Genomic DNA, 16147 nt, shown 5'->3' with positions numbered 1-16147 from the left:
CCTCCAAGTTATTCACAAGTTGTCCCGCCGGGACGCTACGGCGGCCGTCCAAACCTCGGGTGAACGACGCCTGCCCGACCGATGAACCGTTGGGACCGGGCATGATGGTCGATGTGCCAGCCCTCAAACCCGTGCCCGGCAAGGTCCGCGCGGCGCTCGACGCGCAACTGTCCGCCCTGGACGAGCCCGCCTACGACGGGCCCGACACCGCCACGGCGATGCTGACCGCCTGCGTCCCGGTGGTGCTGCGGGCCTACCGGCGCGGGCTGCGGCCCGAGCGCGACGCGGCCCGCTACGCCGTACGGCACCTGCTGGACCGGCTCGCGGCGACGGCCCCGGGCCGGTCGGTGGAGGTGCGCGTGCCGCCGTACGCGGCCGTGCAGTGCGTACCTGGACCGCGCCACACCCGCGGCACCCCGCCCAACGTGATCGAGACCGACGGGCTGACCTGGCTGGAACTGGCCACCGGCGAGCTGTCCTGGGACGACGCGATGGCGGCCGGCCGGATCAGCGCGAGCGGGGCGCGCGCCGACGTGTCGGAGTATCTGCCGGTCCTGTAGCGGGTCACTGGGGGGTGACGGCGCCGGTCAGGCCGAGCTTGTCCTCCACGCAGCGCTGTACCTCGGCCTGCGTGGACAGGCCCATGCAGTCGCTGAAGTTGGCGTAGGACCAGGTCACCACGGCCACGGCCGCGATCAGCGTGAGCGCGCTGAGCACGATGCCGGCCCAGGCCCTGCCCAGGTGCACCCGGCGGGTCAGCGCGATGATGCCGATGATCAGGCCGGCGATCGCGGTGAGCGTCCCGAACCCGCACGCGAACAGCAGGAACGGGCTGAGGATGCCGAGCACCAGCGCCGTCGTGGCCAGCCCGCCGCCGCGCTTGGGCGCGGGGGGCGCGCCGTACGGCTGGCCGTAGGCGTACGGGGTCTGCTGCTGGTAGGGCGGCGGCTGGCCGTACTGGCCCTGCTCGCCGTAGGGGCCGGGCTGTCCCGGCGGACCCTCGGGGCGCCGCTCCGCGGGCCGGTCCGGCTCGCGGCCGGACTCTGGCTGGTTGGGATCCCCTGGTGTCGTCACGTGTGATCTCCCGACCTTCGGCGAACAGGCATGCCGGTATCCCTCACCTTCGCCCGGCGTGGCGGCCGACCGGCGGCTGACACGGCAAAGCGCGGGTGATCCTTTGCTAAGTTCTGCCCAAAGTTACTGGTATGTCACCCCGCTGGACACAGGAACGTCCAATTGTGTCAGCCGACCCGGGGCGCGAGCGCGGGACAGCCCGACTTAGACTTAACTACGTGCTAAAAGGCGACGGCCGGCTAGGCCATGACCTTGACCCCCACGACCGCGCTCCGCGGGACGCCTGTGGTGTCTTCGGCGTATGGGCCTCTGGGGAGGATGTCTCCAAACTCACCTACTACGGCCTGTACGCGTTGCAGCACCGCGGGCAGGAGTCCGCGGGCATCGCGGTCAGCGAGGGCGACCGGATCCTGGTCTACAAGGACATGGGCCTGGTGGCCCAGGTCTTCGACGAGTCCGTGCTGAGCACGCTGCGCGGCCACATCGCGGTGGGCCACTGCCGCTACTCCACCACCGGGTCGAGCGTGTGGGAGAACGCGCAGCCCACGCTGTGCTCCACCGCGGGCGGCGGCCTCGCGCTCGCGCACAACGGCAACCTGATCAACACCGCCGCGCTGGCCGAGCGCCTGGCGCCCGGCACGACCCGCGCGACCTCCGACACCGAGATCCTGACCGCGCTGCTGGCCAACGACGCCAACGACCGCGAGCGGTCGGTGGAAGACGCCGCGGCCGAGCTGCTGCCGCAGGTCAAGGGCGCCTACTCGCTGGTCTTCATGAACGAGAAGACGCTCTACGCGGCCCGCGACCCGCAGGGCATCCGCCCGCTGGTGCTCGGCCGCCTGGAGCAGGGCTGGGTGGTGGCCTCCGAGACGGCCGCGCTCGACATCGTCGGGGCCGCGTTCGTCCGCGAGATCGAGCCGGGCGAGCTGCTGACCATCGACGAGCGCGGCGTGCGGGCCCGCCGGTTCGCCCCGGCCGAGCCCAAGGGCTGCCTGTTCGAGTACGTCTACCTGGCCAGGCCGGACACCACGATCGCCGGGCGCGGCGTGCAGTCCACCCGCGTCGAGATCGGCCGCAGGCTGGCCCGTGAGCACCCGGTCGAGGCCGACCTGGTGATCCCCACCCCGGAGTCGGGCACGCCCGCCGCCATCGGCTACGCCGAGGCCAGCGGCATCCCCTACGGCCAGGGCCTGGTGAAGAACTCCTACGTCGGCCGCACCTTCATCCAGCCCTCCCAGACCATCCGCCAGCTCGGCATCCGGCTCAAGCTCAACCCACTGCGCGAGGTGATCGCCGGCAAGCGCCTGGTCGTGGTGGACGACTCGATCGTGCGCGGCAACACCCAGCGGGCGATCGTGCGGATGCTCCGCGAGGCGGGCGCGGCCGAGGTGCACGTGCGCATCTCCTCGCCGCCGGTGTCCTGGCCGTGCTTCTACGGCATCGACTTCGCGACGAGGGCCGAGCTGATCGCGGGCTCGCTGTCGGTGGAGCAGATCTGTGACTCGCTGGGGGCCGACTCGCTCGGGTACATCTCGCTGGAGGAGCTGACCGCGGCCACCACGATCCCGGCCGGGCGGCTGTGCCGGGCGTGCTTCGACGGCTCCTACCCGATCCCGATCGACGAGGACGGCCTGGGCAAGTACCTGCTGGAGAAGGTGGACGCCTGATGACGAGCTACGCCGCCGCGGGCGTGGACATCGCGGCGGGCGATCGGGCGGTCGAGCTGATGAAGTCCCGGGTGGCGATGTCCCGCCGCCCGGAGGTCGTCGATGACGCCAGCGGGTTCGCCGGGCTGTTCGACGTCTCCGCGCTGCGCGGGTACACCCGGCCGCTGCTGGCGACCTCCACCGACGGCGTCGGCACCAAGGTGATGATCGCCCAGGCCCTCGACCGGCACGACACCATCGGCCGCGACCTGGTCGGGATGGTCGTGGACGACCTGGTGGTGTGCGGCGCGGAGCCGCTGTTCATGACCGACTACATCGCCTGCGGCAAGGTGGTCCCCGAGCGGATCGCCGACATCGTGGGCGGGGTGGCGGAGGGCTGCCGGCTGGCCGGGTGCGCGCTGGTCGGCGGGGAGACCGCCGAGCACCCCGGCGCGATGGGCCCTGACGACTACGACCTCGCGGGCGCGGGCACCGGCGTGGTGGAGGCCGACGCGCTGCTCGGCCCGGCGCGGGTGCGAGCGGGTGACGTGGTGCTGGCGCTGGCGTCCAGCGGCGTTCACTCCAACGGCTACTCGCTGGTCCGCCATGTGATGAAGTCGGCCGGGCTGACGCTCGACCGGGAGCTGCCCGAGCTGGGCCGCACGCTGGGCGAGGAGCTGCTCGAACCGACCCGCATCTACGCGGCCGACTGCCTGGCGCTGGCCCGGACGCACGAGGTGCACGCGTACGCGCACATCACCGGCGGCGGGCTGACCGCCAACCTGGCGAGGTCGCTGCCCCCGGAGCTGGACGCGGTGCTCGACCGCTCGTCCTGGACCCCACCGGCGATCTTCCAGGTGCTCGCCGGGCACGGCGGGATCGCCCAGGCCGACCTCGACCAGACCTTCAACCTCGGCGTCGGCATGTGCGCGATCGTGCCGCCCACAGCGGTGGACGACGCCCTCGGCCTGCTGCGGGAGCGCGAGGTCCCGGCGTGGGTCCTCGGCGAGATCGTCCCCGGCCAGGGACAGGCCGCCTACCGCTGACGGACATGACGAACCGCGCCCCGGGGCCGGAAACGGCCCCTGGGCGCGGTCAGGTCACGCGCAGGCGAAGGCACCCGGTGGCCGTGGCCTCCCGGGTGCCTCGCTCACGTGACCAACAAATCACCTAGCCGCGGCGAGGCTTCCCGTCGTCGCGGTCATCATCGTCGTCGGCGTAGGTGTCGGCGTAATCGGCGTACCGATCGGCCACCTCGTCTGAGTCATATCCCGAAGCATCGTCGTCGTGCCCGGAGCCGTTGTTCGCCACCAGCTCCTCACGAAGACGCTCAAGATCGGTGCCCCCGCTGTTGTACTTCAACTGCCGGGCAACCTTCACCTGCTTGGCCTTGGCTCGGCCGCGCCCCATCGGCTCGACCCCCTCATGCGGGGTCGCACCCGACCCCTCGTCGCTAACGCACCACGCACTGACGCCACCTGACTTCCGGCGTCAGCTCCTCGTTCGCCTATTACCGTACCTGTTTTGCGCTCAGCTCGGTACGCCGTATGGGCGCGGGCCATCAGTGGCCCAACCAAATGGCCCTAATCCGCCCGACTTCCGACATTCTGCGCTCAGCTAGCCTATCGGCTGCGACGGCGGGAGGAACCCCCTCCTCCGCGGCTATCGCGAAAATCTTGAGAGTCGTGTCGAAGATCTGGGACGCCTTTGCCCGCGCCCGTTCCATGTCGAAGCCGCCGATCTCATCCGCGACCTGGATCACACCGCCGGAGTTGACCAGATAGTCGGGCGCGTACAGGACGCCACGCTCGGCGAGCTGCTTCTCCACGCCCGGGTGGGCGAGCTGGTTGTTGGCCCCGCCGCAGACGATCCCGGCACGCAGCTTGGCCACGGTGTCGTCGTCGAGCGACCCGCCGAGCGCGCAGGGGGCGTAGACGTCGATGTCGGCGGCGATCATGTCCTGCTGCCCGGCCAGCGCCTCCACCTGCGGGTGGCGGGCCCGGACGCGCTCGACGGCCTTCTCGCTGACATCGCAGATCACGACCTCCGCGCCCGCCTCGACCAGGTGGTCCACCAGGCGGTGGCCGACCTTACCGACCCCCTCGACGCCGACCCGCCGGCCCTTCAGGGACGGTGTGCCGTACTTGTGCTGGGCGGCGGCGCGCATGCCCTGGAAGACGCCGAAGGCGGTGAGGATGGAGGAGTCGCCGGCCCCGCCGTTGGCCGGGGTACGGCCGGTGACGTAGCCGCTCTCGCGGGCGATGAGGTCCATGTCCTCGCTGTAGGTGCCCACGTCGCAGGCGGTGATGTAGCGCCCGCCGAGCGACTGGATGAAGCGCCCGTAGGCGCGTAGCAGCGCCTCGGACTTGTCCTTCACCGGATCGCCGATGATGACGGCCTTGCCGCCGCCGAGGTCGAGCCCGGCCAGGGCGTTCTTGTAGGCCATGGCCCTGGAGAGGTTGAGCACGTCGGCGAGCGCCGCCTGCTCGTTGTCGTAGGGATAGAACCTGGTACCCCCAAGGCTCGGTCCCAGTGCGGTGTTGTGGATGGCGATGATGGCGCGCAGGCCGCTGCGTTCGTCGGCGCAGAACACGACCTGTTCATGCGCGGCCTGGCCACTTACGGGACTCGTGTCCTTTTGGGACAGCCCGAAGACGTCGGTCACGGTGGTGACTCCCGGTCCGGTCCGCCGCCCCTGCGCGGCGGAGATCACCCTCAGCGTAACCGCATGCCCGGCAGTGATACCGGACAACAGGGGGTCCTTCATGACACGATGCCATCGTGCTGCCCTATGCCGCGTACCTTCGCGTCTACGAGCCGCTGAGCGCGTTCCCCGACTCCGAGAGGCACAACTGGGATGCCTATGCCGCGTCGCCCCACAGGCCGCGCCGCGCGGGCGCCCTGCGCGCCGAGCAAGTGGAGTCGGTACGGCGTCTGCTCGGCGTGCCCCCGCTGCCCGCTCCCGCCCAGGAGAGCGGGAACGCCTACCTGCGCAGGGTCGATGACGTGCTCTACGTCTGTCCCTGGCAGAGCCGGCTGCGCTCCTGGCTGGCGTTTTCCCGCTTCCGGGGGAGCACGCCGGTCAAGCTGATGGACAGGTTCGTGCCCAAGGCCATCGCCGAGCAGACCGCCGACGACTTCGACCGCTTCAAGCGGGACGGCGGCTCGGAGGCCCTGCGCACCAACATCCTTACCTCGACGTGGCACGTTCCCACGCCGTGGCTGGTGCTGTTCGACGGGGCGGAGCGCTGGCTGGTGCTGGACGGCGCGCCGCCCAGGCCGGGCACGCCCAAGGCCGACGCCGGGCACGAGCAGGCGGGCTCGCCGTCGTCCCCGACGGCCGCGCCGCCCACCTCGCCCACCCGGACGCTGATCTACGTCACCTCCATGGCCCAGGCCCGCAGGCGGGTGGCCCGGTCGCTCAACGTGATCCGCAGGCACGTCGGGGAGGTGCCCACCACGGCCGACGTGGAGGAGGTCGGGCGCTGGCTGGAGGAGTTCCATCCGCATTCGCTGGTGGAGCTCGACTACGGCGGCCTCGTCCACCTGATGGACGACGACACCCTGCGCACCGACCAGTCGGTGGCCGAGCTGGCGGCGGCCCTCACCGGGCTGGACACCGGTCAAGAAGAACTTGCTTTCGCCATGTATCAGAGGGTCATCCTCAGATGGAAGTCGATCCAGGTCCTGGAATCTGCCAACTGAGCCCCAAATCGTCCCTCTGACCTGCATCTGTTGGTCAGGTGACTCCCAGCCACGCATCTGCGAACTGAGTAGTTTGCCGTTTTCACTGCGATACCACGAAACGTGTCGCTAGAATCACCGAGCGTGACATCACCGCGTGGACACCTAGTTGGGCCCCAGAAGGGCTCGCCAATCGCTCTACGTGGCTGTATGGTCACATCGGGTGATGCCGCATATGGTCCGGGAAAGCCGCACGCGAAGGGCCATAGGGGGACATCCGTGACAAGCGCAAACGCAGTCGCAGGATCGCTCGCCGATCCACACGGAGGAGAGGCCGCACAAATGTCAGCTCGTACACCCGAGGCCGAGCCACTGCTCACGCCGGCAGAGGTCGCCACCATGTTCCGCGTCGACCCCAAGACCGTTACCCGGTGGGCCAAGGCGGGCAAGTTGACGTCCATCCGCACCCTCGGCGGTCACCGGCGTTACCGGGAGACCGAGGTCCGGGCGCTGCTCGCGGGCATTCCGCAGCAGCGCTCGGAGTAGGCGCGAGGAGGACGACAACCGTCAGCCCCAGGGGGGACCAAGCGGCGCCGCCCGCCCGGCGCCGCCCCACTGGGGGCTCCCCCTCCATCACAGGTCACCCGAAATCCCCCGCCCCCGCCGTTCACCCCTCACCGCCTGGTCGGCTCAGCGGTCGTTCTTGAGGTTGTGGAGCACGTGGCTCGCCTCGGGGTCATGGCGGGCGGCGGCGGTCAGCGTGGCGACCATCTGATCCACCAGCAGGCGCTCCAGCGCCCGCCGTTCGACGTCGCGGTGTTCCAGCCAGTCCAGCGCCGCCGACTCCACAGTCGCGATCCACGAGCCCAGGGTCACCCGCAGTAGCGCGCCCGGCTCGCGCACCGGCAGCCGCCGGGTCAGCGACGCGAACAGCTCGCCGCGCACCCCCTCCACGATCTTCCCGACCTCACCGCAGCGCCCGGCGCCGCCGCCGCGCAGCAGCGCGGTGAATCCGGCGGCGTGCTCCTCGGCGAAGTCGAAGTACCGTGCCAGCGCGCCCGCCAGGGCGTCCAGCGGGCAGGCGCCGTCCGCCGGGGGCGGGCGCCGTTCCAGCCCCGCCGCCGCGCTGCGCAGCGCGGCCACGCGCAGCTCCCGCTTGCCGCTGAAGTAGTGGTAGACCAGCGCGCGGGACGCGCCGGCCGCCGCCGCCACGTCGTCGATCGAGATGTCGTCGGGGTCGCGGGCGCCGAACAGCTCAAGGGCGGCGGCCATCAGCTCGTCGCGCCTGCGGTCCCCGCCGAGCCTGCGGCGGCGCGTGACGCCGGAATCGGGCCTTTCCCGGGCGCCGCCGTATCCGGCCGCCTCGGATCTCGCACCCACGCTCCGACGATAGCGAAGAGAGCGCGGGGAGTCACCGTGTGCGATTTCCCGGAATACAGCCGGGCGATTCCTTGAAGTTTTGATGAAATGTCGCCTGAATCCGGCATCGGGTACCTCGTGATTCACGTCCGCTATGGGAGGAAAACATGGTTCCCGCACGCCGAGCCGTACCCTGCGGGTAACTCGATCGTTTGGTGTGGCAGGTGCCCATCCACGCTCCGCGGGGAGACACATGTCAGGACCGCCCGTCAACATCACCACCACGACACGAGCCGGCAATATGGCCGACGCCGTCGCGTCAGAGGGCTACGGGCAACCCCGCCCGCGGCCCACGATTCGCAACGTGGCCGAACGCGCCGGCGTCTCCAAATCGCTGGTCTCGCTGGTACTTCGCGGATCGCCCCATGTCAGCGAGCATCGCCGGCAGGCGGTGCTACAGGCGGCCAGGGAACTCGGTTACCGCCCAAACGCGGTGGCGCGCAGCCTCGTCGAGGGCCGGACCCATCTGGTCGGCGCGCTCGTGGCAGACCTGCACAACCCGTTCTACGCCGAATTCCTCGACGGCCTTCAGGAGAGCCTGCACGGCGAGGGACTGCGGCTGCTGATCGGCAACAGCCAGTGGGAGCCCACCCTGGAGGACGAGGCCGTCGAGGCGTTCCTCGAACTACGGGTGGACGGCCTGGTCCTCCTCGGAATCGCGCCGGTGAGCGCGACGCTCATCGAGGCCACGTCGTACACACCGACGGTCGTGGTCGGCGAGCGCCACACCGAGTTAGAGGGTGTGGACATCGTGGTCGACGATGACGAACTGGGCGCCCGGCTCGCCGTCGATCACCTGGTGGAACTCGGCCACCGCAGGATCGCCCACATCGAGGGGGCGCGGTCCTCGGCGGCCAGGTTCCGCTGCGAGGGCTATCTGGTGGCGATGCGCAGGCACGCGCTCGCGCCGTACATCATGGTCGAGCACGGCGACTTCACCGAGGAGAGCGGGCGCAGCGCGGCCCACGCGCTGCTCAGCCGCGATCCCAGGCCGACCGCTATCTTCGCGGTGAACGACATGGCCGCGCTCGGCGTGCTGACCGCGGCGAGCGAGCTGGGCCTGCGGGTGCCGGAGGACCTTTCGGTGGTGGGCTACGACAACAGCCACCTTTCCGGCGTCCAGCACATCTCGCTGACCACGGTGGACCAGCCGCGCCGGGCCATGGGCAGGTCGGCCGCCGCCCTGCTCAGCGACCGGATCGGCGACCCGGGGAAGGTCTCGCGCATGCGCCAGGTCACCCCCAAGCTCGTCGTACGGCGAAGCGCGGGTCCCGCGCCCGCCTGACCCGCCCGCTGCCCCCGCACGAGAACACGGAAAGGAATCCTCAAGGCCGGGTCAATCACCCGAAGCGCCCCCGTGCGCCTGGTGTTGACTCGGGGCCGTGACGTCGATCCCCCGGCGGGTCGCCGTCGGGCCCGCGCAGGCCGGCCGGTCGTCCGCCTGTTCAAAGGGGCAGCGAGCGGGGCTTTCCCCGCGTACGCCGGGTCGCAGGTAGGCGTACGAAGCGGGGGGAAGACATGCGTGATCCGGAACTGGTGGCCTGCGCCCAACGCGCGGCGGCGGAACTCGAACGGGCATGGACCGGCTGGCGCGCCACCCACGGCCACGAGAGCGACCCGGCGGCCGAATCGGTGGCGAGCTACGTGGCCCACTCCATCGACCATCCCTGGGGACGGCCGCGCGTGGTCCTCGGGCTGGACGCGGAGGACGCCAGGGAGCTGGCGGCGCTGCTGCTGCGGCAGCCGGGGCATGTCCACGAGCCCGCGTACTGAGCACTCGCGCGGCCGGAGCCGCCAGAAGCGCGGCAGGGGCCCGGCCTGATCGGCGGGCAACCCTAAGGGACCCAAATTGCCCTTAAGGCCCTCTGGCGGCTCTTGACGGCCGCCCAGAGGGCCTTGGCCGTTCTTTGCGGAGCCTTTTGGGGGTGGCGGGGCGGGTGTGGAACGTTCAGGGCGGCCCGGTCATGGGCGGGGAGCGCGTAAGTTGGGGTGCCGGCCGGGTTCCACCGCGAGGCGGACCGGAAAGGTGCTTTGCTGGGAACGTGTGGAAAGTCCCGTCAAGCGCTCAACGGGCTGAACGGCACACAGAGGGGGAGATCGTGACAAGTCGAGCAGCCGCCGGCGCGGCGCTCGCCGCCCTGTGCGGCCTGACCGTGGCGGCCTGCGGGTCGGGCGAGACCACCCTGCGCTTCAACCCCTCATCGGCCGACGCCCGGCAGGTCCCGCCCGCCACGACCCAGCCGGAAGAACCCAAGGGCGAGCCCGCCCCGGGCGCGTCCGCCGACGAGCCGCTGCGCGGCAAGGTCGTGGTGATCGACCCCGGTCACAACGGCGGCAACGCCAAGCACCCCGAGGTCATCAACCGTCAGGTGGACGTGCTCACCAAGCGCAAGCCGTGCGACACCACCGGCACCTCCACCAACGACGGCTACAGCGAGGCCGCCTTCACCTGGGACGTCTCCCAGCGGGTGGCCAAGATCCTCAAGGCGCGCGGCGCCACGGTCAAGCTGACCAGGAAGAACAACACCGGCGTCGGGCCCTGCATCACCGAGCGGGCCGCCGCGGGCAACAAGGCCAAGGCCGACGCCGCCATCTCGATCCACGCCGACGGCGCGGGGGCCGCCAACCACGGGTTCCACGTCATCATGCCGAAGAAGATCGGCGGGCCGGTCGATCCGGTGGTGGGCGACTCGCGCAAGCTCGGCATCACGGTCAGGGACGCCTTCCGGGCGGGCACCGGCCTGCCGTACAGCACCTACATCGGCAGCAAGGCCCTCGACTTCCGCAACGACCTGGGCGGGCTCAACCTGTCCACGGTGCCGAAGATCTTCCTGGAGTGCGGGAACATGCGCAATTCCGGGGAGGCGGCCAAGTTCCGGTCGCCGGCGTTCCGGCAGAAGATCGCCGAGTCGATCGCCACCGGCATGCAGCGCTACCTGACCTGATCCACCGATTTTCGGACCTACCGTTTTCCGGTGCCTTTGGCATGATCTGAAGGCATGACTGATCTGTTGCCGCGGCCTCGGCACGCGGAACACGTGGGTGGATCGTTCGATTTGCGGGCCGGTGTGGCGGTGTCGGGGGCCGGCGCGCTGGTGGACGGGGTCCGGACGGCGCTCGCCGTACTCGACCTCCGGGTGACCGACGGCGGCGGCGACATCCGGGTGGAACACCGGCCGGAGCTGGGGCCCGAGGAGTACACGCTCGACGTGGGAGCTGCGGGCGTACGGATCGGGGCGGCGGAACGTTCCGGGGCGTTCTACGCGGCGCAGACGCTCCGGCAGCTCCTGCCTGCGGACGCGTACCGGTCGGTGCCGCCCGCGGGCGTCTGGACCGTGCCCGGCGTCCACATCGAGGACGCCCCCCGGCACTCCTGGCGGGGCCTGCACCTGGACGTGGCCCGGCACTTCCTGCCCAAGCGCGAGGTGCTGCGCCAGCTCGACATCATGGCCCTGCACAAGCTGAACACCCTCCACCTGCACCTGGTGGACGACCAGGGCTGGCGGATCGAGAGCCGGGCCTACCCGCGGCTGCACGAGATCGGTTCGCACCGGCCGCGTACGATATCCAGTTCCTACGGCGAGGAACCGGCCTACGACGAGGTCCCGCACGGCGGCCACTACACGCTGGCCGACCTCGCCGAGATCGCCGCCTACGCCCGCGCGCGGGCGATCACCGTCGTACCGGAGATCGACGTGCCGGGGCACGCGAGCGCGCTGCTGGCGGCCTATCCGGAGTACGGCCCGCAGCCGGACCGGACGCACGCGGTGCTCGACCGGTGGGGCGTCTCCCCCGCGATCCTGTCCCCGCTGCCCCCGACCGTGGACTTCCTTTCGGTGGTGCTCGGCGAGGTGGGCGAGGCGCTGGGCGCGGCCCCGTTCATCCACATCGGCGGCGACGAGTGCGTGCTGGACGACTGGGCGGCGTCCGCCGAGATCACCGGGTATCAGCGTTCGCTGGGCCTGGCCACGCTCGGTGACCTGCACGCGTGGTTCCTGCGCAGGCTGGCGGACATCCTGGCCGAACGCGGCACGCGGGCCGTCGTGTGGGACGAGGCGTTCGGCAACGGCGAACTCCGCCAGGACACGGTCGTGATGCCGTGGCGGGGAGCGGCCATCGCCCGCGAGGCCGCGGCGGCCGGGCACGACGTGGTGATGACGCCGGTCTTCCCGCTGTACTTCGACTACGGAGAGTCGGGGTCCCCGGAAGAGCCGCTGGCCATCGGCGAGGCGATCACCTTGCGGGACGTGGCGGCCTTCGAGGTGGCTCCGGCGTCGTGGACGGCGGAGGAGCGCGCACGCGTGCTCGGCGCCCAGGCCCAGTTGTGGAGCGAACGCATCCCGGACGCCCGCACCCTCGACTACCGCGCCTGGCCGCGCGGCTCGGTCCTGGCCGAGATCAACTGGTCCGGCACGCCGTCCGACCTGGCGGGCCTTCCCGGTCACCTGCGCCGGCTGGACGCCTTCGGCGTGGAGTACCGCCCGCCCGCCGGGCCGCGCCCGTGGCAGCGCGGCGGCACCGGCCGGCGCCGGAGCCGCCCCGGAGTGATCGATGTCCGCGCGATCATGGAACGCCTGGAGACCATGACCCGTAACTCCGAAACCTACAGCGCCAGCACCTGAGCGGGGCATGGGCAAATGCCGCATCCCTCGTCAGAGGGGGTGCGGCATTTGTCCTGACCTGATGACGTTTCATGACTTTCGCGCTTTTGTTAAACCGGCCCCCTTGCGTTGCCGACCCGATCTCTTCACCCTTCTCGGCAGAGGCGTAAAGATCACCTCTCCCCATTGCGAGAAGGAGAGCGCGTGCCGAACACCCCCTACCGGCGTACGGTCCTGACCAGGATCGCCGTCGTCTTGTGCCTTCTGCTCCCGAGCGGCCTGTTGTCCACCGGAATGGCACAGGCCGCCGCACCCGACCCGAGCAAAATAGCCAAAACCGTTCAGGCCCAACTCGACACGACCGGCAAGGCGACCTATTGGGTCCGCCTGAAAGGCGACGCCGATCTCGGCGCGGCCCGGCGGGCCAAGACCAAGGACGACAAGGCCGCACAGGTCTACCGGGCCAAGACCAAGCAGGCCACCTCCTCCCAGGCGAATCTGCGCGAACTGCTGGAGTCCGAGCACGCCGACTTCAGCGCGTACTGGATCGTCAACGAGGTACGCGTGACCGCCGGCAGCGAGCTGACGGCCGAGATCGCCAAGCTGCCCGAGGTGGAGAGCATCACCCCGGACACCACCGTCACACTGCCCAAGCCGGCGCCCGGCCAGGCCGCGGCGAAGGTCAACGCCGTCGAGTGGAACGTCGACCGGATCAACGCCCCGCGCGTGTGGGGCGAGCGCGACGACCGCGGCGAAGGCGTCGTGGTGGCCAGCATCGACTCCGGTGCCGACTTCGATCACCCGGACCTGGCCGCCTCCTACCGCGGCAGGAACGCCGACGGCACGGTGAGTCACGCCTACAGCTGGTACGACGCCACGGGCACGTGCCCGAGCGCCGCGCCGTGCGACGAGTACGGCCACGGCACGCACGTCCACGGCACCATGACCGGCGCGAACGGCATCGGCGTCGCGCCAGGCGCGCGCTGGATCGCCGTCAAGAGCTGCGTGGACGGCAGGTGCGGCAGGGAGGCGCTGCTCGCCGCGGCCCAGTGGATGGTCGCCCCGACCGACCTGAACGGCCGCAACCCGCGTACCGACCTGGCCCCGGACATCGTGAACAACTCCTGGGGCGGACGCGGGCTGGACGACTGGTACAAGGAGAGCGTCGACGCCTGGATCGCGGCCGGGATCTTCCCGGTGTTCTCCAACGGCAACAGCGGCCCGGCCTGCCGGACCAGTGACTCCCCCGCCCAGTACGTGCAGAGCTACAGCGTGGGCGGGTTCGACGTGAACAACGCGCTGTACAACAGGTCGAGCAAGGGCGAGGGCGAGAACGGCGAGATCAAGCCGAACATCGCCGCCCCCGCCGTGGACGTGCGCTCCTCCGTCCCGGGCGGCGGCTACGAGATCCACTCCGGCACCTCGATGGCCGCGCCGCACGTGGCGGCCACGGTGGCGCTGATCTGGTCGGCCGCGCCGTCGCTACAGGGCAAGGTCGCCGCCACCCGGCAGGTGCTCGACGGCAGCGCGGCAGACGTGAACGACACCAGTTGCGGCGGCACCGCGACCGACAACAACGTGTGGGGCGAGGGCCGGCTGGACGCGTACGCCGCCGTACAGGCCGCGCCGCGCGACCCGCTCGGCGACCTGCGCGGCACCGCGACCTCTGACGGCACGCCGATCTCCGGCGCGGTGGTCAGCGTGCGCGGCCCGGTCGATCGCGACCTCACGACCGGCCCGGACGGCGCGTTCGCCGTGCCGCGCCTGCTGGCCGGCGACTACCGGGTCAGCGTGACGAAGTTCGGCTACGACACGACCACCGCGAACGTCACGATCGCCGCCGGGCAGAGCGCCGCCGCGGACATCGTGCTACCGCGCACGCCCACGGCCGTGGTGTCGGGAACGGTCACCACGACCGGCACCCCCGAGCCCGGCGCGACGGTCGAGGCCGTGGACACTCCGGTCCGCGCGGTGACGGACGCCGCCGGCCGGTACCGCATGACGCTGCCGCACGGCGACCACACCCTCCGGGTCATCCCGGCCTCGCGCTGCTCGGCCGGCGCGAGCGCGCCGGTCACCGTGGCCGGGGAGGCGACCAAGGACATCGACCTGCCGCTGCGCAGCGACACCTTCGGCTACACCTGCTCCGACGGCCCGCACGAGTTCGTGGCCGGCACCGACAAGCTGAACTTGCAGGGCGACGACGACGCCAGATGGGTCGACCTGCCCTTCCCGGTCCCGTACTACGGCAAGGGCACCAAGATGGCGTGGGTCAACACGAACGGGTACATCGGCCTCGACACCGACTACGAGATCAACAGCGGCAACAGCAGTCTCCCGACCGAGTTCATCCCGGACAACACCGTCTATCCGTTCTGGGACGACATCGTGGTGGACGACGCGGGCGCGATCTACACGGGGGTGACCGGCGTCGCCCCGCATCGCCGGTACGTCGTCGAATGGCGCAACGTGACCTTCCAGGACCGGCGCGAGCACCGCGTCACGTTCTCGGCGCTGCTCGGTGAGGACGGTTCGATCGGCTTCCGCTACAAGGACATCGACAGCGCGGACGAGCGGGGCGCCAGTGCCACCATCGGCATCGAGAACGCCACGAGCACCGACGCGCTGATGTACTCCTACAACGAGCCGGCCGTCTCCAGCGGGCAGGGCATCGAGATCACCCCGAGCGGGCACGGCCTGGTCGGCGGCGTGGTCACCGACGCCAACGACGGCAAGCCGCTGGCCGGGGCCACCGTCGCCATCGGGGACGTGGCCACGCTCACCACCGGTGAGGACGGCGCGTTCTTCGGCCAGGTGCTCTCCGGGGACCACCAGGTGAAGGTCTCCATGGAGCACTACGGCACGGTCGAGAAGCCGATCACGATCACCCCCGGCGAGCCGACCAGGCTCGACACCAAGCTGATCACGGGCAGCGTCAGCGCCTCGACCACGGAACTGACCGCGGTGATGCACACCGACTCCACCAGGTCCAAGACGCTCCGGCTCACGAACCTGGGAGCGCCGGTCGCGTACACCGCGACCGGGGACCGGAGCTGGTTCGGCGTGAGCCCGAAGGCGGGCGAGCTGGCCGCGGGGCAGGCGGCGGATGTCAAGGTCACGTTCGACAGCACCGGCAAGGAGCCCGGCACGTACTGGCTGGGCAAGCTGGTGGTGAAGTCCGCCAGTGGCCGGCAGCCGGTGATCGACATCAAGGTCACGCTCGTGGTGACGAAGTTGCAGATCGCCGTGGACGCGGGCGGCTCAGGGCCGGTGACCGACGCCGGAGGCGACGCGTGGGCTCCCGATCGGCGGTACACCGAGGGCTCGTACGGCTACATCGCCACACGGAACCGGACAGAGGCCACGTCCAGGACCATCAAGGGCACCGAGGACCAGGCCCTGTACCGCACGGCCAGGGAGTCGATGCTGGAGTACCGCTTCGACGACATCCCGGACGGCGTCTACACCGTCGAGCTGGACTTCGCCGACCTGCGCTCCACCAGGCCGGGCGCGCGGGTCTTCGACGTGCTGGTGGAGGGCGCGCTCGCGATCCCGGCGCTGGACCTGGCGCTGGAGTCGGGCACGTACACGGCGTCGGCCCGGCAGTACACGGTCCGGGTCGATGACGGTCAGCTCAACGTGCGCTTCGCCACCCGGCAGGGCGCCACGATCGTCAACGCGATCCGTGTCTCCGAGCGGTCCGACCGGGCCGACGAGTAGCCG

At 70.7% G+C, this 16147-nt stretch carries 14 protein-coding genes; 10 read left to right on the top strand and 4 right to left on the bottom strand.

Going from position 1 to position 16147, the window contains the following annotated elements:
- Positions 1 to 113 precede the first annotated feature (113 nt).
- Entirely contained in the window at positions 114 to 560 is a 447-nt protein-coding gene (locus tag ACH34R_RS12180) for a sterol carrier family protein (protein ID WP_233508276.1), read from the top strand.
- Between the two features lie 4 nt (positions 561 to 564).
- Here ACH34R_RS12180 and ACH34R_RS12175 read toward each other — a convergent pair whose 3' ends face one another.
- Positions 565 to 1074, bottom strand: a complete 510-nt coding sequence (locus tag ACH34R_RS12175; protein WP_397561467.1) for a hypothetical protein — start codon at positions 1072 to 1074, stop codon at positions 565 to 567.
- A gap of 218 nt (positions 1075 to 1292) precedes the next feature.
- Between ACH34R_RS12175 and purF the strand changes: the two genes are divergently transcribed.
- Together purF and purM are read left to right on the top strand one after the other, a co-directional pair.
- Complete coding sequence (gene purF / locus ACH34R_RS12170) at positions 1293 to 2741, top strand: amidophosphoribosyltransferase (RefSeq protein ID WP_397561466.1); 1449 nt, start codon at positions 1293 to 1295, stop codon at positions 2739 to 2741.
- Positions 2741 to 3766 carry a phosphoribosylformylglycinamidine cyclo-ligase gene (gene purM / locus ACH34R_RS12165; protein WP_397561465.1) on the top strand — a complete coding sequence of 342 codons (1026 nt, stop codon included), beginning with the start codon at positions 2741 to 2743 and terminating at the stop codon, positions 3764 to 3766. Before purF ends, purM begins: the two co-directional genes overlap by 1 nt.
- Positions 3767 to 3890: 124 nt before the next feature.
- Here purM and ACH34R_RS12160 read toward each other — a convergent pair whose 3' ends face one another.
- Both ACH34R_RS12160 and ACH34R_RS12155 read right to left on the bottom strand, forming a co-directional pair.
- On the bottom strand, positions 3891 to 4130 hold the full coding sequence (locus ACH34R_RS12160) for a DUF3073 domain-containing protein (RefSeq protein WP_111170538.1): 240 nt from the start codon (positions 4128 to 4130) through the stop codon (positions 3891 to 3893).
- Positions 4131 to 4281: 151 nt separating this feature from the next.
- A complete protein-coding gene (locus ACH34R_RS12155; protein ID WP_397561515.1) occupies positions 4282 to 5385 on the bottom strand; it encodes a Glu/Leu/Phe/Val dehydrogenase in 1104 nt (367 codons plus the stop codon).
- 116 nt (positions 5386 to 5501) lie between these two features.
- Between ACH34R_RS12155 and ACH34R_RS12150 the strand changes: the two genes are divergently transcribed.
- The gene (locus ACH34R_RS12150; protein ID WP_397561464.1) at positions 5502 to 6425 is read left to right on the top strand and encodes a hypothetical protein; all 924 of its coding nucleotides are present in this window, start codon (positions 5502 to 5504) and stop codon (positions 6423 to 6425) included.
- A 321-nt stretch (positions 6426 to 6746) separates the two neighbouring features.
- Entirely contained in the window at positions 6747 to 6950 is a 204-nt protein-coding gene (gene bldC, locus ACH34R_RS12145; RefSeq protein WP_013133571.1) for a developmental transcriptional regulator BldC, read from the top strand.
- Positions 6951 to 7094: 144 nt separating this feature from the next.
- Here bldC and ACH34R_RS12140 read toward each other — a convergent pair whose 3' ends face one another.
- Entirely contained in the window at positions 7095 to 7784 is a 690-nt protein-coding gene (locus ACH34R_RS12140; protein WP_397561463.1) for a TetR/AcrR family transcriptional regulator, read from the bottom strand.
- 232 nt (positions 7785 to 8016) lie between these two features.
- Between ACH34R_RS12140 and ACH34R_RS12135 the strand changes: the two genes are divergently transcribed.
- The 5 genes from ACH34R_RS12135 (at position 8017) to ACH34R_RS12115 (ending at position 16144) form a co-directional block, all read left to right on the top strand.
- Positions 8017 to 9108: a LacI family DNA-binding transcriptional regulator gene (locus ACH34R_RS12135; protein ID WP_397561462.1), complete on the top strand. Its 1092-nt coding sequence runs from the start codon at positions 8017 to 8019 to the stop codon at positions 9106 to 9108.
- Between the two features lie 233 nt (positions 9109 to 9341).
- Positions 9342 to 9596, top strand: a complete 255-nt coding sequence (locus ACH34R_RS12130; protein ID WP_397561461.1) for a hypothetical protein — start codon at positions 9342 to 9344, stop codon at positions 9594 to 9596.
- Between the two features lie 326 nt (positions 9597 to 9922).
- A complete protein-coding gene (locus ACH34R_RS12125) occupies positions 9923 to 10768 on the top strand; it encodes an N-acetylmuramoyl-L-alanine amidase (protein ID WP_397561460.1) in 846 nt (281 codons plus the stop codon).
- Positions 10769 to 10822: 54 nt separating this feature from the next.
- Entirely contained in the window at positions 10823 to 12445 is a 1623-nt protein-coding gene (locus tag ACH34R_RS12120; protein ID WP_397561459.1) for a beta-N-acetylhexosaminidase, read from the top strand.
- Positions 12446 to 12628: 183 nt separating this feature from the next.
- The gene (locus tag ACH34R_RS12115; protein ID WP_397561458.1) at positions 12629 to 16144 is read left to right on the top strand and encodes a S8 family serine peptidase; all 3516 of its coding nucleotides are present in this window, start codon (positions 12629 to 12631) and stop codon (positions 16142 to 16144) included.
- The last annotated feature ends 3 nt before the right edge of the window (positions 16145 to 16147 follow it).

This window comes from Spongiactinospora sp. 9N601 (assembly GCF_044326295.1).
Lineage (GTDB): Bacteria > Actinomycetota > Actinomycetes > Streptosporangiales > Streptosporangiaceae > Spongiactinospora > Spongiactinospora gelatinilytica.
This window is presented reverse-complemented; position numbering and strand designations above follow the sequence as displayed.

Bases quoted from the DNA above. Each gene is read 5' to 3' on its own strand.
- purM (WP_397561465.1), top strand. From the start codon at position 2,741: ATGACGAGCTACGCCGCCGCGGGCGTGGACATCGCGGCGGGCGATCGG.
- ACH34R_RS12160 (WP_111170538.1), bottom strand. From the start codon at position 4,130: ATGGGGCGCGGCCGAGCCAAGGCCAAGCAGGTGAAGGTTGCCCGGCAG.
- bldC (WP_013133571.1), top strand. From the start codon at position 6,747: ATGTCAGCTCGTACACCCGAGGCCGAGCCACTGCTCACGCCGGCAGAG.
- ACH34R_RS12135 (WP_397561462.1), top strand. From the start codon at position 8,017: ATGTCAGGACCGCCCGTCAACATCACCACCACGACACGAGCCGGCAAT.
- ACH34R_RS12130 (WP_397561461.1), top strand. From the start codon at position 9,342: ATGCGTGATCCGGAACTGGTGGCCTGCGCCCAACGCGCGGCGGCGGAA.
- ACH34R_RS12120 (WP_397561459.1), top strand. From the start codon at position 10,823: ATGACTGATCTGTTGCCGCGGCCTCGGCACGCGGAACACGTGGGTGGA.